Source organism: Mesorhizobium sp. ISC25, assembly GCF_042295465.1.
Taxonomy (GTDB): Bacteria; Pseudomonadota; Alphaproteobacteria; order Rhizobiales; family Rhizobiaceae; genus Mesorhizobium.
The window spans coordinates 2,137,704-2,156,486 of the sequence record NZ_CP135441.1 but is presented as its reverse complement, the minus strand read 5'-3'; the positions used below and the strand labels follow the sequence as shown (position 1 = coordinate 2,156,486).

Here is an 18,783-nt window from a genome sequence, read left to right as displayed (position 1 = left end):
GGCACAGACGCGCAAAGGACGGCTTGTCTCGAAAGCAACAGTTTTCCTCAAATTTTAGGCAGAATCGAAACGAAGCGTTTTGAAGTTCATTTGCCTCGAAAGGCTCAGATTTTATTCAGCAATTGATAACCATCCAACCTATTGTTTTTCCTGGTCATTTTCTTAACCGGCGACAGTTTGATGCCATCGGCCGCAGGTGCAGCCGCGGGCGGTCCGGATAACGCTCCGTTTACTATGGCGGCATTTGCCCCGGTTTTTCCCCGCCGGTATCCGGATATTTGCAGCCTGCCGGGGGACGATCGGCCCAGCCTTATCCATTCCTTAAACGCTGGATGCGAGTTTCGGATCGACAAAAGCCGCCTGCAAAGCAGGGCCGTTCACGACCGGGTGCGTTGAGTTGAGTGCGATCAAGGCCAGATACGCCGAGTTGCCAGGCGCGATAGCCGCCGGTTGCGAACGGATGGTTCATCCGTCCGTCCTCGGTCAGAGCGATCGTCGCCGCCACAGCCGGTTCATTGGCGTCATGCTGGCGGCTCCTTTCTTCAGCGCGGGTGCAGCGGTGACGCTGGTCACGTCGGGCATGGGCGCGGCCGTGACTGTGGCTGCGATCTTTGCGGCGTTCGGCCTTTGCTGGTTCGCCGCCCTGCTGGTGGCTGCATCGGGCAAGATGACCCTGGCCGGCCAACTCGCCTTGGTCGTCGGCAGCGTTGCGCTCGGTGCCCTTATCGCTGCTGCCGGCGGTCTGGCTTCGCCGGTTGCCGTGCTTGCGGTGGCGCTGCCGTTTGAAGCCTGGTGGATCGGCCAGTCGCGCCGTGCCGTGATCTGGGGCGCCATATCGGCCCTTGTCGCAGTCTTGCTGCAGCCTTTAGCCGGTTCCGTCTTGCCACTCGACCAGACCGAAATCGCCGCATGGCACTGGCTGGTACCACTGGCCTGGGCACTCACACTCATTCCGCGTGTCTCTCCACTTCGTGGCGCCGCCAACGCACAGCTCGATCCGGCCGGCAGCGACCGGCTCGAAGACCTCATCGACGCCGTCGTGCTGCGAATCGCGGCGCATGGCGAGGTTCTGGACGCCTCGGCTAAGGCACGCACGATGCTGAGGCTGCCGCCGGAGCTGCTTTTCGGCACCGGACTTTTCGATCGCATCCATCTGTCTGATCGCGTCCCGTACCTCAGTGCGCTGGCCGATATGCGCGATGGCGCCCTGTCGCGCCGGCTCGACCTTCGCGTCCGGCTGCCGCAGAACAGCGGCGTGACGGCCGACAATTACCGGCCGTTCTCGCTCGAGATGATGCGCGCGCCGGGGCAGGGGACTGTCTTCACGCTTCTTCTGCGCGAGAACGATGAACTGGCCGGACTGCGCCAGGAGCTTGCCGCAGCCAATGAGGCGGCTGCTTCGGCCGAGGTGGCGAAAGGACGCTTCCTTGCCGTCGTCAGCCATGAGCTGCGCACTCCGCTCAATGCTATCATCGGCTTTTCCGACATGCTGCTGCACGAGATGTTCGGCACCTTCAAGGATTCGCGCCAGAAGGAATATGTCGGCTTGGTCAGGGATTCGGGCCAGCACCTGCTTGCCGTCGTCACCTCGATACTCGACGTATCGCGGATCGAATCGGGCGCCTACGCGACCGAACCGGAACCGTTCCGCTTCCGCGAAGCGGTCGAGATGTGCCAGTCGATGATGCGCCTGCAAGCCGAGGCAAAGGCCATCGATCTGCAGGCCCAGATCGCGCCGGACGCAGGCGAAATAAATGCCGACCGTCGCGCCGTGCAGCAGATCCTGATCAATCTCGTCTCCAACGCGATCAAGTTCACGCCCGAAGGCGGCAATGTCGTCATCGGCGCCAAGCGGATCGGCTCGCGGCTGCATTTCTGGGTCCGGGACACCGGCATCGGCATCGCCGAGGAAGATTTCGCCAATCTTGGCAAGCCGTTCATGCAGATCCAGAACGACTATACCCGCCGTTTCGAAGGCACCGGGCTTGGGCTTTCGCTGGTGAAGGGGCTGGTGGCGCTGCACGAGGGCACAATGTCGATCGAAAGCATGCCGGGCGAGGGCACCACGGTGACGATCAGCCTTCCCGTGAGCGGCCCGACGGGCCGCTCGACGGAGAAGACTGGCGTGGTGCCGATGTCCGCAGCCAAAGCCAGAGCGGACGGTGGCAAAGGGGAGAGTAATGGGTCGCTCCGCAAAACAGCCTAAGGCGGTCAAACGCCGCGGCAATGCCTTCGAGCACGGAGCGATGGCTCTGGGCAGCCTGATCTCGCGCAATCCTGTTGTGGTCGGCGGCTCCACCGCATTCCTGGTGACGCTGTTCTACGTTTCGGCGAACGCTCTTTGGTATCAGCCCTTTCCCCATGCCGGCGCGTTTTTCGTCACCAGGAGCATCGAGCGCTTTCCCCGGGCGGAGAGCGACGAGCCCGAAACAACCATCAATATCGTGCGTCCGGCCGCTGCGCCGATCAAGAGCGACCCGGTCGTCGAGCAGGTCCAGGGCATATTGAAGGATCTCGATTTCTATTCCGGCACCGTCGACGGTATCCCCGGACCGAATACGCGCAAGGCCATCCAGGCCTATCAGCAGAAGGTCGGATTGAATGCCTCCGGCGAGATCGACGGCGTCCTGCTGGATCAACTGGGCGCCACGCCAAAGACCGCGGCCGTGGTTCCGCGTCCGGTGCCGCGGCCGGTCGAAACGGCCGCTGTTCCAGCCGCCATTCCAGCGTCCGCACCGGCAAATGCGGTGGCGCCGGATCCCCGCATCATCAAGATCCAGGCCGGACTGAAAGCGTTCGGCAATGACGACATGCAATTGGATGGCGTCGTAGGCGCGCGCACCAAGGCCGCGATCAAGGAATTCCAGGCGCTGTTCGGCCTACCCGAGACCGGCGAGCCCGACGAGATCGTCTACGTCAAGATGCGTGAGATCGGCCTGACCAACTGAGGGTCGTGACGGCCGCTCGCCGGTCGCTCGGCAAAGACCGGTTACGGTTTTCCGGCCGATGCTGTAAGGACCGCCGCATGTCCAGGAATTCTCCATGCGGATAACCACCGATCTGTGGGTGTCGGCGCTGTTGCGCCGGGTTTTCAGCGCCGGCGGCTTTGCCGCCGTGGTCAAGCGCGGCGCGACGGAAGCCGGCGCGGTTTTCGTGCTGGCGCGTGGCAGGCTGGGGGAGATGGCGCTGTTCGGGCCGGCGCCGCAGACGAGCTACGATTCGGCCAGGCCGGACGACCGCTTTTTCAGCCTGCTCGGCGAAGGCGACGATGCCGCCATCTTCGACGCGCGGCTGGAGCGCGAGAAGAGATTCGATCCGGATATCTGGGTGGTCGAAATCGAGGCGGGCGCCATTCCCGTCGAGGAGCTTATCTCGGTCAAGGCGTCGTAACGGCAAGCCTTCAGACGCGACGCGCCTTTGGGGCGGCGGTTATATCGGCGTTGTTCGGCTTGCGCAGGTCGGCATTTGCGGCGACGCGCCCGGGCTTGCGAACGATTTTCGACACGGTGTCGGCCTTCCAGCCCCGGAGCCTATCCAATGCCGCGTCGCGGTGCAGCAGGCGGTAGCGGTCGAGGAAGATGCGGATCGCTTGCGGGTGCGGAAACTCGGTCGGATAGATTGCGGCCGTGATCAGGAACGCCTTGTCTTCGCTGAGGTCGAGCGCGCGCAGGGCGGCCAGCAGCGGCGTGTAGTTGTGGCTCACGGTAAGCGTCCGCGCCGTTGAAAAATCGACTTCGAGCGCATCGGCGAGCGCTGTCTGGAAGAACGCCGCATTGCCGGTCAGTGCGGTCTCGCGCAGCTTGACGTAGGTTTGCGGCTCGACGAACGAACCGGCGCGCATCATGGATCGCAGCCGGCGGCGTACAGTTTCGGCGGCGGCATCGGAAGCCTCCTGCCTGCTGGCCTCGCCCGCAACCACTTCGGCGTTTTCGGACGCGGCGCTGGCAGTCGCCTCGGGCTGCTGCGACCGTACCAGCGTCGGCCTTTCGAGCACTTTGATGAGATCCGCGATCGTTTGATTGAGATCCTTGCGGCGGGCAATGGCACGGGCATGCGGCAGGCCGTGACGCCCGATCAGCGCGATCAGGTCGACGTCGCTGAGGGCGCGCGAGCGGATGAGCAGCGGAGCGGCGATGTCGACCCGCTCCTGGCAAAGCCGCCGCACCAGCGCGGCGGGTGCATATTCGCATTCGGAAAGGGCTGCCGCGACGTAGCGGCGCGATTCGACCGAGACATTGTCGAACAGCGGCAGCGTCAAGTCTTCGAGCTGCGCGATCTCCCGGCGCGAAGGGCGGGTGAGCGAGCAGAACGCCGATACCGCCGCACGAAACAGCCTTTCGGCCTTTCCCGATTCAGCTCCTGCTGCGATTTGCCTGAAATCCGAAGCTGACACGAAGGATACGCCCGACACTCGACACGATCTGGACAGCGCTCTGCCGGGCTGTACCGGTTTCGCGTTTCCCAAGAACAAAGATCAATTTAGCGGCGATCCGTTAGCGCTCCGTTAACCTACTGCCTTCTTAATCGACTATGGAGGCGTTGCGTTGTGCTCCGGGGCAACCGAGAGGAATACGCGAACCATGGGCATGGTACTGTCTTTCGTGCCGCGAACGGCGGCAACCAATCGAGCACAACAAACCGCGCCGGCGGCAGTGATTATCTTTCCCGGGGTGCGCTACGAGCAGCGGCCGCTGACGGGCCAAACGCGGCCGGCCGGCCCCGACAAGCCTGGACCTTCGGGGACATTGCCGGTACCGCATCACTGAGCATCGGAACCGGCTTAAAAATCCTGCAGTTCGCAGGAACTCTGTTCGAGAAACCGCGAGACGATCGGCTTCCAGCTGTCGTCGGGCACGAACGAACGGATGACGAACACGCCTTCCTCCATCGGCGCCTCGACGAAGATGGCCCCTTGCAGTTCCTCGGGAAGATCCTTGCGGACCTCGATCATCTGAGCCGGCGTCAGTACAACGGTGTCGAGCACGCCTGCGGTCGCGCTGTGGTCGTTGAACGAGTAGATGTTGTGGCCGCTGCGATCATAGACCGATATCGACCAGAACGGCACCTTTCCCGGCGCCTTGACCCGCACCATCCCCTCCGCAAGGTCGAAGCGGCAAGCCGCCGCATAAAACAGCGGATCGACCGATTTCACCACCGGCGCGCCGCCGGCTTCCGCGTCGAGCCTGGTCATCTTGTAGAGATCCGAAGCCATGGCCAATCGCGACCAGGCGTCGCGTTCGGAAAACTCGGGGACGAGCAGCAGCACGATGATGTGCACGATGCCGGCGCCGAGCAGGCCGAGCAGCACGGCATGCAGCAGGCTACGCATTGCAGCCGACCTTTTGGATCTGCGGCAGCGTGACGTCCGAGAGACCGGTGCTGCTGGCGATCGGCGTGTCGTAGAACGTAAGCACCAAATACATCTTGCCGGCGCCGCTGGTCAGCAGCCAGTTGCCGGGTGCAGGGCGGCTGCCGACAGAAATGACCACCGAATTGTCGGCCTGGCGCAGCACTTGATAGGACTGCAGGGCAGCCGGCCTCGGCTTGCCGGTCTCGACCACGCCAAGCGACTGGTCGGCGGCATAAAGCGTCCAGAACCGGGCGGTGGGAAAGCCGCCCGCAATCTTGTAGGTGCATTGCCGCTTGAGCTGTTCGCCGCCGGAATCGCGCTCGGCTATGAAGGACAGTCCTTCCGCCTGTCCGAGCGCCAGCACGCCTTCGCGAGCCACGCGGGCCTTCGAATAGGGATCTGCCGTCGGCGTGCCGATATCGGGGAAGGCGGTCCATTGGCCGATCCTGATGGCGCCGACGCCGTCCTGCAGCTTCAGCGCGTACCAGACACTGCCGCCACCGCCGGCGATGGCGATGGCAAGCGAAAGCAGTGTCAGGAAGGCGTTCTTGAGCATGAGGAGGCAGGGAACCGAAGGCCGGGGACAGAAAGATTGCCGCCCGGGGATATCGCGGCGCAGGGCCTTATGGCAAGCGGCCCCGCGCAATTGGCCGTCACAGCGCCGACAGGGTCTCCGGCGCAGCGGGCGCGTCGAGCACGGGGGCCGCCTGGAACAGCCTGGTCAGTTCCTTCAGGGTCTGGGTGGTCCGGCTGGACAGCACCGGCGGACGCTCGGCGGCGGCATCGGCTGCTGCCTGTTCGGCGTTCTTCTTTTCCGCTTCCTCGGCCTTGGCGGCGATTTCGGCATCGACGAAGGGGTGATCGAGGCCGGGGATCGGCTTGAGATCGATGTGCTGGTGCGCATAGAGCATCAGCCGCTGCCACACCATTGCCGGCAGCGTGCCGCCGGTCATCTTGTTGGTTGCGGTGAAGTCGTCATTGCCGAGCCAGACGGCGGCCGTGTAGTTGCCGGTAAAGCCGACAAACCAGGCATCGCGGTAGGACTGGGTCGTTCCGGTCTTGCCGGCGACAACGATGTTTGGAAGGGCCGCGCGCCGGGCTGTACCGATCACCGGCACCGCCGCCAGCATGGTGTTCATGTATTTGAGCGCCTGCTCCGACAGCACCCGGTGCGGCGGCGGCGCATCCTTGGCGAAGTCGTAGACCACCTCGCCGGTGCGGGTGAAGAGTTGGCTGACGCCGTGCCGGGTTCCGGCAAAGCCGTTCTGGGCGAACACGCTGTAGCCCGTCGCCTGGTCCATTACAGTCATGCCCGACGTGCCGAGCACCATAGTCTTGTGTGATTCCAGCGGCGACTCGACGCCCATCGCCTCGGCCATCGCCTTGATCGGCTTGATGCCGAGATAATCCTTGGCCAGCCGCACCGGCACGGTGTTGATCGATTTGGCCATCGCCGTGATCAGCGTCACCTTGCCGGCCGACCCGCCATTGTAATTGTGGGGCGACCAGCTGCCCCAGGAGATGGGGCCGCCGGAAACCACCGAATCCGGCGTGAAGCCATGCTCCATCGCCGTCGCATAGACATAGGGCTTGAACGAGGAGCCGGTCTGGCGAAGCGCCTTGGTGGCGCGGTTGAACTGGCTGGCGCCGTAGTCGCGGCCGCCGACGATCGCCCTGACCGCGCCATTGGTCTCGATGACGACGATGGCGCCCTCGGTGACGTTGTATTCCTTGCCGAACTGGCGGAGGTGGAACTCCATCGATTCTTCGGCCGCCTTCTGGATGTTGGCATCGAAGGTGGTGTGGGCGACAAGCGAGTGCGGGCCGCCTTTGGCGGCGATCTTCTTGACCTCGTCGAAGGCCCAGTCGAGGTAATAGTCGGGGCTCTTCTGCTCGCCGCGGTCGACGATTTCGGCCGGGTGCAATCTTGCCTGCAGCACCTGGCCTTCGGTCATGAAGCCGGAATCGACCAGGTTGGACAGCACCACATTGGCCCGCGCCCGGGCGGCGGGCAGGTTTATGTGCGGCGCATATTTGGTCGGCGCCTTGAACAGGCCGGCCAGCATCGCCGCCTCGGCGAGGTTCAGGTCCTTGACGCTCTTGCCGAAATAGAAATCGGCTGCCGCCTCGATGCCGAAGGTGCCGCCGCCCATATAGGCGCGGTCGAGGTAAAGCTGCAGGATTTCCTTCTTCGACAGATTGGCTTCGAGCCACAGCGACAGGAAGGCTTCCTTGATCTTGCGCTCGAACGTCCGTTCATTGGTCAGGAACAGGTTCTTGGCCAGCTGCTGGGTGATGCTCGAGCCACCCTGGACGACGGAATTTGCCCGCACATTCTCGAATATGGCGCGCGACAGGCCGAGTACATCGATGCCGTAATGGTCGAAGAAGCGCCGGTCCTCGGTGGCCAGCACCGCCTTGATGACATGGTCGGGCATCTCGTCGACCGGCACCGAATCGCGCTGGATGATGCCGCGCTGGCCGATCTCGTTGCCGTAGCGGTCGAGGAAGGTGACTGCGAAGTCGCCTTGCGTGCGCCAGTCGCCGGCGGTTATCTGGAAGGCCGGCAAGGCCAGCGCCAAAAGCACGACGATGCCGCCGGCACCGAGCGTAAAGCCTTCACTCAACAGTTCGATCAGGCTGCGGCGCCAGCCGCCGACGCGGAAACGCCGCGAGAAGATGGTCGCCGCCTCCCAGAACTGGCGCGCCCTGAAGCCGATTTCGTAGACCGAGGAATCGATCCACGCATCCACCGCCAGCAGCCTTGCAGCGATCGGACCTCTTTTCTTGCGTGGTTCCAAAGGACTGGCCATTCCAGGATCCGGCTGCGGGGATGCCGCCAACTGAGAAACCGCATGCCGGCAATTTCACGGCGGCGCGCCGCTATGACTATTCGTCCATTTTGGCGCTGCCTACAAGGGCGATGAAGATAAGGGCGGTGAAGATATAGCGGGAGGTTTGTCGAGGGGAAGACGGCTCCCGTGCTGCGTCAGCGAAAGATGCTGACTGCCCTGCGCGAGTAGGTGGTGTCGTTGATCTGGGCGAGTATGAAGGCCGCTACGTCGGGCGATCAGGCGTGTATCTATTCTGCCGTGCGGCCGTTGCAGCGGCGGTGCGTGCGGATGTCAGTCCAAATCGGGTGCAGAGGCCTGGAACACTGTCGAAGTCCATATCCAGTTCGTACTTCCGCAAAAGTTCGCCCGACTTTATTCTGTCTGGCCAGATGACGGCCAGTTCGCGGAAATAGTTCTCGAAGCCGGCGGGCGAAATCACCTCGATGATTTCGCACTGCGTGTCGCCCGCGTTCCAGAACGTATGCCATTCGCCTCGCGGCTTGAACAGCCATGTGCCCGGCCCGGCGGTAACCACGTTCTCTCCCAGTAACGCGCCCAAACTGCCGCTCAGCACATATGAATATTCGTCTTCACGGTGATGCCGGTGCAAGGGCGCGGCCAGCGCACGAGGGGCGAGCGGATGGTGCACGATGGAGAAGCGCTCCCCGGTGTGGAATCCGTCTATCTTCCAGTGGATGCCGAAACCGCCCAGGTCAAAGCGATCACCGGCTCCAGGCAGAATTGTGATGGGATCAGATGAGTGGCTGTGAGGCGAGTAAGCCGTCGCACGTTGGAGGCTTGGTTCAGGCACTGCGCGTTCCATATCATCCTCCTGAAAATGGGTGTACGCTGCCGATCACCCATTTCTACGCGCCATTCAAACCCAAGTCAATATCGGTGATCACATGAGTTCACTGAAAGAAGGCCAGCGGCGCTCATACCGGTTGCAGCGACGCGCGATCAAGCAGGCCGAGACCCATCTTGCGCTCGCCCGCGCAGCATTCGATCTGCACTGTTCGGTGGGTCCATCGCGAACGACGGTGAGCGCCATCGCCGAGAAGGCCGGAGTGCAGCGGCTGACCGTCTACCGCCATTTTCCCGACGAGGAAGCGGTCTTCAATGCTTGCTCGGCATATTCGTTCGGCCAGGACCCGCCTCCCAACCCTGAAGCCTGGCGATCGATCGTCGAACCGGAAGTCCGGCTCCGGACGGCGCTTTTCCAACTGTACAGCTACTACAGGCGCAAGCGGCAGCTCCTAGCCAATTTGTATCGCGATGCCGAAATGCCGGTTGTCGCTGCCGCACTGGCCCGCCGGCGAGAGGTTCTCGCAAAAGGCGTCGCGATCCTTTCACAAGGCTACCTCGACCCGGATGGCGGAACTGCAAGGTTGCTCGTTGCCGCGATAGGACATGCGCTGGACTTCACGACCTGGCTGTCGCTTGTCGAGAACCAGGGCCTCTCTGACGAAGAGGCGGTGGAAACCATGCTCGTCCTCGTCCGCAGCGTCAGGTCGAGTTTGCGGGATGCCGAGGTAACCAGCCGTTGACTTGACAACCGTCGGCGCTGGAAACGGATGCTTGTAGACTTTTGGCCGCCGGTCTCATGATCTGACGCTGATCTCGCGGATCACATGGGACGCTTGTCCGCGATCTTTTTCGGGTCGCGGCCTATCGTGCCGGCGTCGGCTTTCCTGTGCTTGTCGGCAAGCCTGCGAATGCGATCGAAGCGGCTTTCCTCGGCCACTTTGGTCTTCGCCGCCGCATTTGGCTTCGGGACGAATGCGATCATGGATCGATCTCCTTGCCGATGGTGCGCGCCGGGGAAGATACCCCGGCGGCTGTCTTTCAGGCCGGTTTGCGGCAGCGGCTGGTCAATAGCCCATGCCGCCGGGCGAAGCAGCGGCTTCCTTGGCCGAAACGTCGGTGATCATGGCTTCAGCAGTGATCAGGAGCGCGGCAATGGACCCCGCGTCCTGCAGCGCCGTCCGCACCACCTTCGCGGGGTCGACGATGCCGGCCTTGATCATGTCGACATAGACCTCGTTCTGGGCATCGAAGCCCTGGTTGTGATCCTTGCTGTCGGCGAGCTTGCCGACGACGATCGAACCTTCGACGCCGGAATTCTCGGCGATCTGCCGGATTGGCGCTTCGAGCGCTCTCGACACGATCGAAATGCCCGCCGTCACATCGGCATTGGCTCCGGTCAGCCCGTTCAGCACAGCCTTGGCGCGCAGCAACGCGACGCCGCCGCCGGGAACGATGCCTTCTTCGACGGCGGCGCGCGTGGCATTCAGCGCATCGTCGATGCGGTCCTTCTTTTCCTTGACCTCGGATTCGGTGGCGCCGCCGACGCGGATGACGGCAACGCCGCCCGCCAGTTTGGCGAGACGTTCCTGCAGCTTCTCCTTGTCGTAGTCGGAAGTGGTTTCCTCGATCTGCCCCTTGATCTGCTGGACGCGCGCCTGGATGGTGGTCTTCTCGCCGGCGCCGTCGATGATCGTGGTGGTGTCCTTCTCGATCAGCACGCGCTTGGCGCGGCCGAGCATGTCTATGGTGATGTTCTCCAGCTTGATGCCGAGATCCTCGGAAATCATCTGTCCGGCGGTGAGCACGGCGATGTCTTCCAGCATCGCCTTGCGGCGGTCACCGAAGCCAGGCGCCTTGACGGCCGCGACCTTGAGGCCGCCGCGCAGCTTGTTGACGACCAGCGTCGCCAGCGCTTCGCCCTCGACGTCCTCGGAGATGATCAACAGCGGCCTGCCGCTTTGCACCACGGCTTCGAGGATGGGCAGCAGCGCCTGCAGATTGCCGAGCTTCTTTTCGTGGATGAGCACGTAGGGGTCTTCCAGCTCGGCGCGCATTTTTTCGGCATTGGTGACGAAATAGGGCGAGAGATAGCCGCGATCGAACTGCATGCCTTCGACGACGTCGAGTTCGGTTTCGGCGGTCTTGGCCTCCTCAACGGTGATGACGCCGTCATTGCCGACCTTGTCCATCGCCTTGGCGATCATGGCACCGACGCTGGTGTCGCCATTGGCGGCAATGGTGCCGACCTGCGCGATCTCGCCTGAGGACTTGACCTTCTTGGCTCGGGCCTGGATTTCCTTGACGACGGCGCTGACGGCAAGGTCGATGCCGCGCTTGAGGTCCATCGGGTTCATGCCGGCGGCGACGAATTTGGCGCCCTCGCGCAGGATGGAAGCGGCAAGCACTGTGGCGGTGGTGGTGCCGTCGCCGGCGAGGTCGTTGGTCTTCGAGGCCACTTCGCGCACCATCTGTGCGCCCATGTTCTCGAACTTGTCGGAAAGTTCGATTTCCTTGGCCACCGTCACCCCGTCCTTGGTGATGCGCGGCGCGCCATAGGCCTTGTCGATGATGACGTTGCGGCCTTTGGGGCCGAGCGTCACCTTGACGGCGTTGTTGAGGATTTCGACACCGCGCAGCATGCGGTCACGCGCGTCGGTGGAGAATTTGATTTCCTTGGCAGACATGATTTTTTCCAGTTCGGTTGGTCGTGGCAAGACGCTTGCAGCGCCTGAATCAAAGCTTGGAGCATCCTTTGCGCCCGGTTGGGCGCGCGGCATTCCAATCAGGCGGCCTTCTTGGCAGCCACGCTCTTGGCAATGATGCCCATCTCGCTCTTGTCGATGATGCCCATCTCGCTCTTGTCGATGATGCCCATGATGTCGGCCTCCTTCATGATCAGAAGGTCCTCGCCGTCTATCTTGACCTCGGTGCCGGACCATTTGCCGAACAGGATGAGGTCGCCGGCCTTGACGTCGAGCGCCATCAGCACGCCGCTTTCGTCCCGCGCGCCCGGCCCGACGGCGATCACTTCGCCTTCCTGCGGTTTTTCCTTGGCATTGTCGGGGATGATGATGCCGCCCTTGGATTTGGAGTCGCTTTCGGCGCGCCGAATGACGACGCGATCGTGGAGTGGCCGGAATTTCATGGGGACTCTTTCTGGGGCCGGCTTAGGCGGCCGCCCCTCTCTATAGGCGCTCTGGCACTCGATTGATAGGAGTGCCAAAAAATATTCATAGGGCATGTCAAATATTGAATGTATTATTTTGCTAGGCCATCCCCCGGTGTTCGGGGCCTTGCCGAATATTAATGAAATTGAATTTCTGTCCTTGAACACCTATTTTACGGTGAAGCTCACATTCACGACTTTCGCTGCAAGGGAGATTTTACCGATGGCCGAAGGCAATCAGAACATCATGGAAAAAGCTCAGGCTCGCTTCATGGAAAATCAAAAGAAAACAGCGGAGCGGAACAAAGCAACTGCCGAATATCTCTCGGAGGCGAAGGCCAGGATGATCAAGACGGCGAAGCTGAGGGAATTGCGACTGGCCAAGGAAGAGGCGGATCGCGCGGCGGCAGCTCTGAATCCGGCCGCCCCAAAGAAGAAGCGGGCGGCGCGGACAGTCAAGCAGGCCGTATCCGCATCGACGGAGGCCAAATCATGAGCCTGACATTTCCCAATCCCAGCCGCAGCTACGACGAGGCAAGCAAACGCATCCGCTTCGTCGGCCATGACGGCATGTTCCAGATTTCCTTCTCTGTCGCAACCGATGCCATCTCCAAAGTGCAGCCGGGAACGGCGGCCTCGGAAGCTACCTATCTGGCGGCCTTCGACACGGCTTCCAGCGCGATCCACGATGTCGCCAGGAATGCCTATGCCCGCACCCGCAGGAGCATATATGTGCTGACTGCGGCCGATTTTCGCTAGATCGGTCGCGATCCGTCCACAGGACGCTTTCTTGGGGCTTCCGGTCCGCCTTCGCCCGCCGCGATGTCACGACTGTTCAGCCGATCGACCATCGCGTCCGCATCGCGCGTGTTTATGCCGACCATGGGTTGCTGCTTGAGCTCGACCCGCTGGCCTGTGAAGACGTCGAAGACGGTCCAGCTGTGAGGACGTTCCATACGCAGCGCGTAGCGGTTTGCCATCTTGGCGTCCTTTAGTTTCCGCCCGATCGATGAATGTCGCTCGGTCAGGCTTGGGCGACGAAGAATACCGCCGCCAGGACAAGCACCGTCCACAAAACGACGGACAGCTTCAGGGCCAGGCTACCGTGCGCCGAGAGCAGCTCCCGCGTGCGGTTGACCAAATTCTTGATGGTCATCGACATGGTCGGCGCCGCAATCGCGACCGTCGGCGCCCTGACTCCAAGCTTTCCGAAAACAGGCAGCAGCGATGGCTCGCGCACGAAAACGACCTCGAATGTTTGGAAACCGGGGATCTTCATAGCACCGTTTTTTCAAACTCCATGCATGCCAAATGAATTCGCCGGTTGGCATTGCCCTCAAGGGCGTTCGTGACGCGAAACGTCGCGGGTTCCAGGAGTAGGACTTATTCCCGAGATCATGAAGGTTCATAATCCGCATAGGACGCGCTGATTCGCGCTTTGCCGGGATGCCTTCATGCAACGCAGCTACGCAGCCGGGAGGTCGACGCGACGGGCGAGGGGCAAGACAATGACCGCGCCGGCCGTCGAATTGCAGAGGGCCATATTTGAGGCAGTGAACGGCGATCCCGACCTGTCGGCGGCACTGGGCGATGCAAGATTGTTCGACCATGCGCCGGAAAATGTTGCGTTCCCCCACATGACCTTCGGTCGCACCAGCGTCTACGACTGGGCAACGGGGATGGAGAACGACGCCGAACAGCTGCTGACGTTGCATGTCTGGTCGAAATCCGAGGCCAGCAAGGAAACCAACGACATCATGGACCTGGTCGGCGCCCGCCTGCGAGATGCGGCGCTCTCGCTTGGCGAGCATCGCCGCGTCCATCTCAAGCTCGAATTCGCCGAAGCCCGCTACGACGAGGACCTTTCGGCCCATCACGGGCTGCTGCGCTTCCGCGCCGAGATCAAGGACGAGGGCTGACCGCCGGGCACTTTTCGCAAAGACAATTTTGTTCTTGCTTTGTGCCGGCAGCTATGCTACTAATTTGGATATGGTGCTGATTGGCCCCAGCGACCCGCCCCGAGGCGGGTTTTTTTTTAGGTTCGGTTCGCCTGAACTGCCATCGGTTGCCTTGGGCCGGATGCTTCGTCCTCCCAAATGGTCCTGCCCGCCAGATGATGCCGGTTGTCGGCGAAGGATTGGAGGGCTAGGTTAAACATTGGCGATTTCGCGGGCCGGGTGGCGAAATGGCAATCCGGTAATCTCGCGCTTCAGGGGTGTGGCGGGCATGCATTCGAGCGTTCACCGTTCATATCACGTTCAGCACCGGCGCGTTAGAACGCTGGCCATGAAAACCCTTCGCTCCCACTTCCGGACCGCGGCACTGGCGCTCTCAGCCGCCGGTCTGCTTGCGTCGCAAGCGATGGCGATCCCCGCTGTCGCGCCCGAGCAGCCCCAGCCGGTCGTCCTCGCCGCGTCCGACTGCTACGCGATCGGCCAGCAGGTGGCGGAGCAGAATGGCGGCACCTTGGCCAAGGCCTCGCAGTCGACACGCGGCGGCCAGCCGGTCTGCGTCATCGTCGTGCTCGTTCCGGGCAAGGACGGGCAGCGTCCCCGTCGCTCGGAGATCGTCGTTCCGCTGAACTGAACCGTGCCGTTTCCCAGTCTGCCGGAATCGGCCTATATCTGAACAGCTTCAACAGGCCTTCCGCATGCGCGTACTCGTCGTCGAAGATGACAAGGATCTCAACCGGCAGATCGGCGACGCGCTGGTCGATGCCGGCTATGTCGTCGACCGCGCTTTCGACGGCGAGGAAGGGCACTTTCTCGGCGACACCGAGCCCTACGATGCCGTGGTGCTCGACATCGGCCTGCCGCAGATGGACGGCATCAGCGTGGTCGAGCGCTGGCGGCGCGGCGGCCGCAAGATGCCGGTGCTGATCCTGACGGCACGCGACCGCTGGAGCGACAAGGTTGCCGGCATCGACGCCGGCGCCGACGACTACGTCACCAAACCTTTCCACATCGAGGAAATCCTGGCCAGGGTGCGCGCCCTGATCCGGCGCGCTGCCGGGCATGCCTCGTCCGAGCTGACCTGCGGGCCGCTGCGTCTCGACACCAAGGCCTCCAAGGCCGACATTGACGGCGTGCCGCTGAAGCTGACCTCGCACGAATTCCGCTTGCTTGCCTACCTCATGCACCACATGGGCGAGGTGGTGTCCCGGACCGAGCTGGTCGAGCATCTCTACGACCAGGATTTCGACCGCGATTCCAACACGATCGAGGTCTTTGTCGGACGGCTTCGCAAGAAGATGGGCATCGACATGATCGAAACCGTTCGCGGCATGGGCTACCGCATGCGTAAGCCGGAGGCGTAACGCGGAACCGCTGCCTGCAAAACCCGCCGTCTCGAACATGCCGTCGCTGCGGTCATGGCCGCGTTCGCTGGCGTTTCGCGTCATTGCCTTTTCCACGGTCTGGGCAATCCTCACTCTGGTCGTCATCTTCACCTTGATCACCACGCTCTATCGCCAGGCCAGCGAGCGCGGTTTCGACAGCCTGCTTTCGGCGCATCTGTTCAACCTGATCGGCTCGGTCGGCGTTTCCGAAAGCGGCCAATTGACCGGAGCCCCCGACCTAGGTGATTTGAGGTTCTCGGAGCCGAATTCCGGCTGGTACTGGTCGGTCGAGCCTGCCTCGGAAGGCGTGCACGGCGATCTCCATTCGTCGTCGATGACCAAGGCGATCCCGTCGCCAAGCGTTGCCGAGGTGCCCTTCAATGCCAGCTTCCAGCGTAGCTATTCAGCGGACGGCATCGAAGGCGAACAACTGGAGGTGTTCGAGAGCGAGTTCGTCCTCGATGCGAAAAACCGCGCCGCGCGCTTCCGTGTCATGGGCAACCAGACCGAGCTCGAGCAGGAAATCGCCACCTTCCAGCGGCGCCTTTTGACCTATCTGTCGCTGTTCGGCGTCGGCATGATCGCCATCAATGCGATTGCCATCCTGCTCGGCCTGCAGCCATTGCGCCGGGTCAGGAATGCGCTTGCCATGGTGCGCGAAGGAACCGCGCAGCGCCTAGACGGCCGTTTCCCGGCCGAGATCGAGCCGCTCGCCAACGAGACCAATGCGCTGATCGAGAACAACAGGCGCATCGTCGAGCGGTCGCGCACGCAGGTCGGCAATCTGGCGCACTCGCTGAAGACGCCGCTTGCCGTGCTGCTCAACGAGGGGCGGGCGCTGGGTGGCGCCAAAGGCCAGCTGATCGCCGAGCAGGCCGCTTCCATGCAAAAGCAGGTGGATCACTATCTGCAACGTGCCCGCGTCGCCGCGCAGCGGGACAGCGTCGTCTACCGGACGCCGGTGGCGCCGCTGGTCCAGCGCATGGTGCGGGTGCTGCAGAAGCTCAACCCGCAGACGGCGCTGTCGCTTTCACTGCCGGCCACCGACATCGTCTTTGCCGGCGAACGCGAGGACCTGGAGGAGCTGCTCGGCAATCTGCTCGACAATGCGATGAAATGGGCAAGGAGCGCGGTCGCCGTTTCCGTCAAGCCCGTTGCCGGCGAGGAAGGTGCGGCCAGTTTGTTCGAGATTAGCATCGAGGATGACGGCCCCGGTATTCCCGACGACAAAGCGCGCGAAGTGTTGCAGCGCGGACGGCGTCTCGACGAGACAAAACCGGGCAGCGGGCTCGGACTTGCCATTGTCGCCGACCTTGTCAACGAGTATGGAGGCGTTCTGGCGCTGGAACGATCCGTCATGGGTGGATTGAAGGCGATGGTTCGGTTGCGGAGCCTTCAGTAATGCTTTTCCAGATTGCTTTTCTCAGGTGGCCGGCCGCGGCCAAATTTCCGACAAACATCGACATTATGGCCGCGTCAGCCTGCTGACAGCGCGGCGGTCCAGCTCAAGAAAGCCGGTATTGGCATGAAGATTCGCGTCGCGCTCGTTTCCGCCCTGCTCGCCGTCTCCGGCTGCACGACGCTCGGCAAGGGCTCGACCGTTACGGTAACGCCGGCCGCCACGCCTCCCAGCGGCGCCAAGGTGGCGACGACGATCATCTCCGCCATGGGCGGCGGCCTCGTCGGCGGCTCGATCGGCGCCGGCCTGAGCGAGACCGAGAAGCGCAGCGCGCTCGAGGCGGAATACAAGGCACTTGAATACACGGCGAGCGGCCAGAAAGTGGCTTGGAAGAGCGACAGTTCGGCCCATCGCGGCGAAGTGGTCGCCGCCCAGCCCTATCGCGTCGGCTCGCAGGACTGCCGGCAATACACCCATACGGTGTTTACCGGCACCGCCGGCGCCACCGCGCGTGGAACCGCCTGCCGCAATGCCGACGGCAGCTGGACGCCGCTGACGTAGCTGGCCCGGCCGTCGATCCGCCGATTCCGGTCCGGCACTAAAGCGCGTCGTGTTCGACCGGCCTCATGCGACGCGCTTGTCTTATGACATTCATTGCGAAGAGGCGAGAATGAACCGCTGGGAGAGAGTAGCAGCTCTCTCGTCAGCGGCGAGGGATGGATCGTCGACGCGCTGGCCATTTGAGGGCCGAGCTAAAGTTTGATCACCCTCGTCTTTTCCCGAAGGCCTGAACGGATACGCGCAGTTTGAGCTGCGCATGACAAGCAGAGGCACGGCAAAAGATGACAGACATTACCATTGGCGTCGACATCTCGAAAGAGGCGCTGGACGCCTATCGCTTCCCAAGCGGCGAGAGCTGCCGCTTCGACAACACGGCCAAGGGCCACAAGGCGCTGATGCGCTGGATCGGCTCCGGGGTCACCCGGATCGTCTACGAGCCGACCGGAGCTTACCATCGCGGGTTTGAGCGCCGCCTCGCCAAGGCCGGACTGCCACTGGTCAAGGTCAATCCGCGCCAGGCGCGCCGCTTCGCGGAGGCGACCGGCAAGCTGGCCAAGACCGACCGATGCGACGCCGCCATGCTGGCGCGCATGGGGGCAGTGCTGGCTTTGACGGCGCGGCCGCTTGGCAGCGCACTACTCAATGAACTCAAGGACCTGCACCTGGCCCGTGCGGCTCTGATCAAGGATCGCACCGCAGCCAGCAACAGAGCCAAAACCCTGACCCTTGCCTTGCTCAGGCGCCACAACAACGAGCGCCTGAAGCAGATCCAACGTCAGCTCGGCGATATCGATCAGACGATCCTTACGCTCCTCAAAGCCGATCCCGACCTTGCCCAGCGCCTCGACATCCTGACCAGCATACCCGGCGTCTCGGATGCCACCGCATGCGCACTCATCATCGACATGCCGGAACTCGGAACCCTCGAGCCGCCACAGGCCGCAAGCCTCGCCGGCCTCGCTCCGGTCGCCCGTCAATCGGGCACATGGACCGGCCGCGCCTTCATTCGCGGCGGCCGGGCCAATGTTCGCCAGGCTCTCTACATGCCGGCCCTCGTCGCCATGCGCTTCAACCCGGACCTCAAGGCAAAATACCAGGCGCTAAAGGCGGCAGGAAAACCCGCAAAGGTCGCCATCACCGCATTGATGCGAAAGCTCATCATCCTCGCAAACGCTCTCCTCAAGGCGCAGCGAAAATGGGCCCCTAAAACCCCTTGATCAAAACGGATACTTCAGGTTTTTGTTTTGATGCATGTTCGTTATCGCAAAACCGCTGCACACTTTTTGCGCGACATGCATTATCGATCGGAGCGGTCCCGCCAAAGCGTCG

At 62.6% G+C, this 18,783-nt stretch carries 22 protein-coding genes; 12 read left to right on the top strand and 10 right to left on the bottom strand.

Annotated features, from left to right (window positions below; all coding sequences use genetic code 11):
- Window positions 1-460: 460 nt before the first annotated feature.
- The 3 genes from RQ479_RS10950 to RQ479_RS10940 all read left to right on the top strand — a co-directional run bounded on the left by RQ479_RS10950 (window position 461) and on the right by RQ479_RS10940 (window position 3,390).
- Window positions 461-2,206 (top strand): ATP-binding protein, encoded by a 1,746-nt coding sequence (locus RQ479_RS10950; protein WP_376705907.1) that lies wholly within the window; start codon window positions 461-463, stop codon window positions 2,204-2,206.
- The gene (locus RQ479_RS10945) at window positions 2,181-2,948 is read left to right on the top strand and encodes a peptidoglycan-binding protein (RefSeq protein ID WP_376705065.1); all 768 of its coding nucleotides are present in this window, start codon (window positions 2,181-2,183) and stop codon (window positions 2,946-2,948) included. Before RQ479_RS10950 ends, RQ479_RS10945 begins: the two co-directional genes overlap by 26 nt.
- A 94-nt stretch (window positions 2,949-3,042) precedes the next feature.
- Window positions 3,043-3,390 (top strand): DUF1491 family protein, encoded by a 348-nt coding sequence (locus tag RQ479_RS10940; RefSeq protein ID WP_376705064.1) that lies wholly within the window; start codon window positions 3,043-3,045, stop codon window positions 3,388-3,390.
- Between the two features lie 10 nt (window positions 3,391-3,400).
- Here RQ479_RS10940 and RQ479_RS10935 read toward each other — a convergent pair whose 3' ends face one another.
- The 5 genes from RQ479_RS10935 to RQ479_RS10915 all read right to left on the bottom strand — a co-directional run bounded on the left by RQ479_RS10935 (window position 3,401) and on the right by RQ479_RS10915 (window position 9,007).
- The gene (locus tag RQ479_RS10935; RefSeq protein WP_376705063.1) at window positions 3,401-4,393 is read right to left on the bottom strand and encodes a DUF2336 domain-containing protein; all 993 of its coding nucleotides are present in this window, start codon (window positions 4,391-4,393) and stop codon (window positions 3,401-3,403) included.
- Window positions 4,394-4,780: 387 nt separating this feature from the next.
- Window positions 4,781-5,329, bottom strand: a complete 549-nt coding sequence (locus RQ479_RS10930; protein ID WP_352468921.1) for a DUF1254 domain-containing protein — start codon at window positions 5,327-5,329, stop codon at window positions 4,781-4,783.
- Window positions 5,322-5,906 (bottom strand): DUF1214 domain-containing protein, encoded by a 585-nt coding sequence (locus RQ479_RS10925; RefSeq protein ID WP_376705062.1) that lies wholly within the window; start codon window positions 5,904-5,906, stop codon window positions 5,322-5,324. The genes RQ479_RS10930 and RQ479_RS10925 overlap by 8 nt, the downstream gene beginning before the upstream one ends.
- A gap of 97 nt (window positions 5,907-6,003) precedes the next feature.
- Window positions 6,004-8,163, bottom strand: coding sequence for a transglycosylase domain-containing protein (locus RQ479_RS10920; RefSeq protein WP_376705061.1), 2,160 nt, complete (start codon window positions 8,161-8,163; stop codon window positions 6,004-6,006).
- A gap of 244 nt (window positions 8,164-8,407) precedes the next feature.
- Window positions 8,408-9,007: a cupin domain-containing protein gene (locus RQ479_RS10915; protein WP_376705060.1), complete on the bottom strand. Its 600-nt coding sequence runs from the start codon at window positions 9,005-9,007 to the stop codon at window positions 8,408-8,410.
- A gap of 19 nt (window positions 9,008-9,026) precedes the next feature.
- On the opposite strand from RQ479_RS10915, the gene RQ479_RS10910 reads away from it, so the two are divergent.
- Window positions 9,027-9,731, top strand: a complete 705-nt coding sequence (locus RQ479_RS10910; protein ID WP_376705059.1) for a TetR/AcrR family transcriptional regulator — start codon at window positions 9,027-9,029, stop codon at window positions 9,729-9,731.
- Window positions 9,732-9,811: 80 nt separating this feature from the next.
- On the opposite strand, the gene RQ479_RS10905 is transcribed toward RQ479_RS10910, so the two are convergent.
- From RQ479_RS10905 to groES, 3 genes are all read right to left on the bottom strand, one after another.
- On the bottom strand, window positions 9,812-9,973 hold the full coding sequence (locus RQ479_RS10905; protein WP_352525670.1) for a hypothetical protein: 162 nt from the start codon (window positions 9,971-9,973) through the stop codon (window positions 9,812-9,814).
- A gap of 82 nt (window positions 9,974-10,055) precedes the next feature.
- Window positions 10,056-11,675 (bottom strand): chaperonin GroEL, encoded by a 1,620-nt coding sequence (groL, locus tag RQ479_RS10900; protein WP_376705058.1) that lies wholly within the window; start codon window positions 11,673-11,675, stop codon window positions 10,056-10,058.
- Window positions 11,676-11,773: 98 nt separating this feature from the next.
- Window positions 11,774-12,136, bottom strand: coding sequence for a co-chaperone GroES (gene groES, locus RQ479_RS10895; RefSeq protein ID WP_376705057.1), 363 nt, complete (start codon window positions 12,134-12,136; stop codon window positions 11,774-11,776).
- A gap of 244 nt (window positions 12,137-12,380) precedes the next feature.
- Here groES and RQ479_RS10890 point away from each other — a divergent pair, with 244 nt between their 5' ends.
- Complete coding sequence (locus RQ479_RS10890) at window positions 12,381-12,653, top strand: hypothetical protein (protein WP_376705906.1); 273 nt, start codon at window positions 12,381-12,383, stop codon at window positions 12,651-12,653.
- The gene (locus RQ479_RS10885; RefSeq protein ID WP_376705056.1) at window positions 12,650-12,916 is read left to right on the top strand and encodes a DUF1488 domain-containing protein; all 267 of its coding nucleotides are present in this window, start codon (window positions 12,650-12,652) and stop codon (window positions 12,914-12,916) included. Before RQ479_RS10890 ends, RQ479_RS10885 begins: the two co-directional genes overlap by 4 nt.
- On the opposite strand, the gene RQ479_RS10880 is transcribed toward RQ479_RS10885, so the two are convergent.
- Complete coding sequence (locus RQ479_RS10880) at window positions 12,913-13,137, bottom strand: hypothetical protein (RefSeq protein ID WP_376705055.1); 225 nt, start codon at window positions 13,135-13,137, stop codon at window positions 12,913-12,915. The two genes, RQ479_RS10885 and RQ479_RS10880, sit on opposite strands and share 4 nt — an antisense overlap.
- Before the next feature lie 44 nt (window positions 13,138-13,181).
- On the bottom strand, window positions 13,182-13,436 hold the full coding sequence (locus RQ479_RS10875) for a hypothetical protein (RefSeq protein WP_376705054.1): 255 nt from the start codon (window positions 13,434-13,436) through the stop codon (window positions 13,182-13,184).
- Between the two features lie 229 nt (window positions 13,437-13,665).
- Between RQ479_RS10875 and RQ479_RS10870 the strand changes: the two genes are divergently transcribed.
- From RQ479_RS10870 to RQ479_RS10845, 6 genes are all read left to right on the top strand, one after another.
- Window positions 13,666-14,076 carry a DUF3168 domain-containing protein gene (locus RQ479_RS10870; RefSeq protein ID WP_376705053.1) on the top strand — a complete coding sequence of 137 codons (411 nt, stop codon included), beginning with the start codon at window positions 13,666-13,668 and terminating at the stop codon, window positions 14,074-14,076.
- A 367-nt stretch (window positions 14,077-14,443) separates the two neighbouring features.
- On the top strand, window positions 14,444-14,743 hold the full coding sequence (locus RQ479_RS10865) for a hypothetical protein (protein ID WP_352468910.1): 300 nt from the start codon (window positions 14,444-14,446) through the stop codon (window positions 14,741-14,743).
- Between the two features lie 64 nt (window positions 14,744-14,807).
- Window positions 14,808-15,473 carry a response regulator transcription factor gene (locus tag RQ479_RS10860; RefSeq protein ID WP_376705052.1) on the top strand — a complete coding sequence of 222 codons (666 nt, stop codon included), beginning with the start codon at window positions 14,808-14,810 and terminating at the stop codon, window positions 15,471-15,473.
- A 37-nt stretch (window positions 15,474-15,510) separates the two neighbouring features.
- Window positions 15,511-16,896 carry an ATP-binding protein gene (locus tag RQ479_RS10855; protein WP_376705051.1) on the top strand — a complete coding sequence of 462 codons (1,386 nt, stop codon included), beginning with the start codon at window positions 15,511-15,513 and terminating at the stop codon, window positions 16,894-16,896.
- A 123-nt stretch (window positions 16,897-17,019) separates the two neighbouring features.
- Window positions 17,020-17,454, top strand: a complete 435-nt coding sequence (locus tag RQ479_RS10850) for a hypothetical protein (protein ID WP_376705050.1) — start codon at window positions 17,020-17,022, stop codon at window positions 17,452-17,454.
- A 281-nt stretch (window positions 17,455-17,735) separates the two neighbouring features.
- Window positions 17,736-18,671 (top strand): IS110 family transposase, encoded by a 936-nt coding sequence (locus RQ479_RS10845; RefSeq protein ID WP_352469387.1) that lies wholly within the window; start codon window positions 17,736-17,738, stop codon window positions 18,669-18,671.
- Window positions 18,672-18,783 lie beyond the last annotated feature (112 nt).

What these genes read in the sequence shown, in the direction of transcription:
- RQ479_RS10860 (WP_376705052.1), top strand. Translation starts at nt 14,808, where the DNA reads ATGCGCGTACTCGTCGTCGAAGATGACAAGGATCTCAACCGGCAGATC.
- RQ479_RS10950 (WP_376705907.1), top strand. Translation starts at nt 461, where the DNA reads ATGGTTCATCCGTCCGTCCTCGGTCAGAGCGATCGTCGCCGCCACAGC.
- RQ479_RS10915 (WP_376705060.1), bottom strand. Translation starts at nt 9,007, where the DNA reads ATGGAACGCGCAGTGCCTGAACCAAGCCTCCAACGTGCGACGGCTTAC.
- RQ479_RS10855 (WP_376705051.1), top strand. Translation starts at nt 15,511, where the DNA reads ATGCCGTCGCTGCGGTCATGGCCGCGTTCGCTGGCGTTTCGCGTCATT.
- RQ479_RS10945 (WP_376705065.1), top strand. Translation starts at nt 2,181, where the DNA reads ATGGGTCGCTCCGCAAAACAGCCTAAGGCGGTCAAACGCCGCGGCAAT.
- RQ479_RS10925 (WP_376705062.1), bottom strand. Translation starts at nt 5,906, where the DNA reads ATGCTCAAGAACGCCTTCCTGACACTGCTTTCGCTTGCCATCGCCATC.
- RQ479_RS10845 (WP_352469387.1), top strand. Translation starts at nt 17,736, where the DNA reads ATGACAGACATTACCATTGGCGTCGACATCTCGAAAGAGGCGCTGGAC.
- RQ479_RS10930 (WP_352468921.1), bottom strand. Translation starts at nt 5,329, where the DNA reads ATGCGTAGCCTGCTGCATGCCGTGCTGCTCGGCCTGCTCGGCGCCGGC.
- RQ479_RS10920 (WP_376705061.1), bottom strand. Translation starts at nt 8,163, where the DNA reads ATGGCCAGTCCTTTGGAACCACGCAAGAAAAGAGGTCCGATCGCTGCA.
- RQ479_RS10870 (WP_376705053.1), top strand. Translation starts at nt 13,666, where the DNA reads ATGACCGCGCCGGCCGTCGAATTGCAGAGGGCCATATTTGAGGCAGTG.
- RQ479_RS10905 (WP_352525670.1), bottom strand. Translation starts at nt 9,973, where the DNA reads ATGATCGCATTCGTCCCGAAGCCAAATGCGGCGGCGAAGACCAAAGTG.
- groL (WP_376705058.1), bottom strand. Translation starts at nt 11,675, where the DNA reads ATGTCTGCCAAGGAAATCAAATTCTCCACCGACGCGCGTGACCGCATG.
- RQ479_RS10875 (WP_376705054.1), bottom strand. Translation starts at nt 13,436, where the DNA reads ATGAAGATCCCCGGTTTCCAAACATTCGAGGTCGTTTTCGTGCGCGAG.
- RQ479_RS10890 (WP_376705906.1), top strand. Translation starts at nt 12,381, where the DNA reads ATGGCCGAAGGCAATCAGAACATCATGGAAAAAGCTCAGGCTCGCTTC.
- RQ479_RS10865 (WP_352468910.1), top strand. Translation starts at nt 14,444, where the DNA reads ATGAAAACCCTTCGCTCCCACTTCCGGACCGCGGCACTGGCGCTCTCA.
- groES (WP_376705057.1), bottom strand. Translation starts at nt 12,136, where the DNA reads ATGAAATTCCGGCCACTCCACGATCGCGTCGTCATTCGGCGCGCCGAA.
- RQ479_RS10940 (WP_376705064.1), top strand. Translation starts at nt 3,043, where the DNA reads ATGCGGATAACCACCGATCTGTGGGTGTCGGCGCTGTTGCGCCGGGTT.
- RQ479_RS10885 (WP_376705056.1), top strand. Translation starts at nt 12,650, where the DNA reads ATGAGCCTGACATTTCCCAATCCCAGCCGCAGCTACGACGAGGCAAGC.
- RQ479_RS10850 (WP_376705050.1), top strand. Translation starts at nt 17,020, where the DNA reads ATGAAGATTCGCGTCGCGCTCGTTTCCGCCCTGCTCGCCGTCTCCGGC.
- RQ479_RS10880 (WP_376705055.1), bottom strand. Translation starts at nt 13,137, where the DNA reads ATGGCAAACCGCTACGCGCTGCGTATGGAACGTCCTCACAGCTGGACC.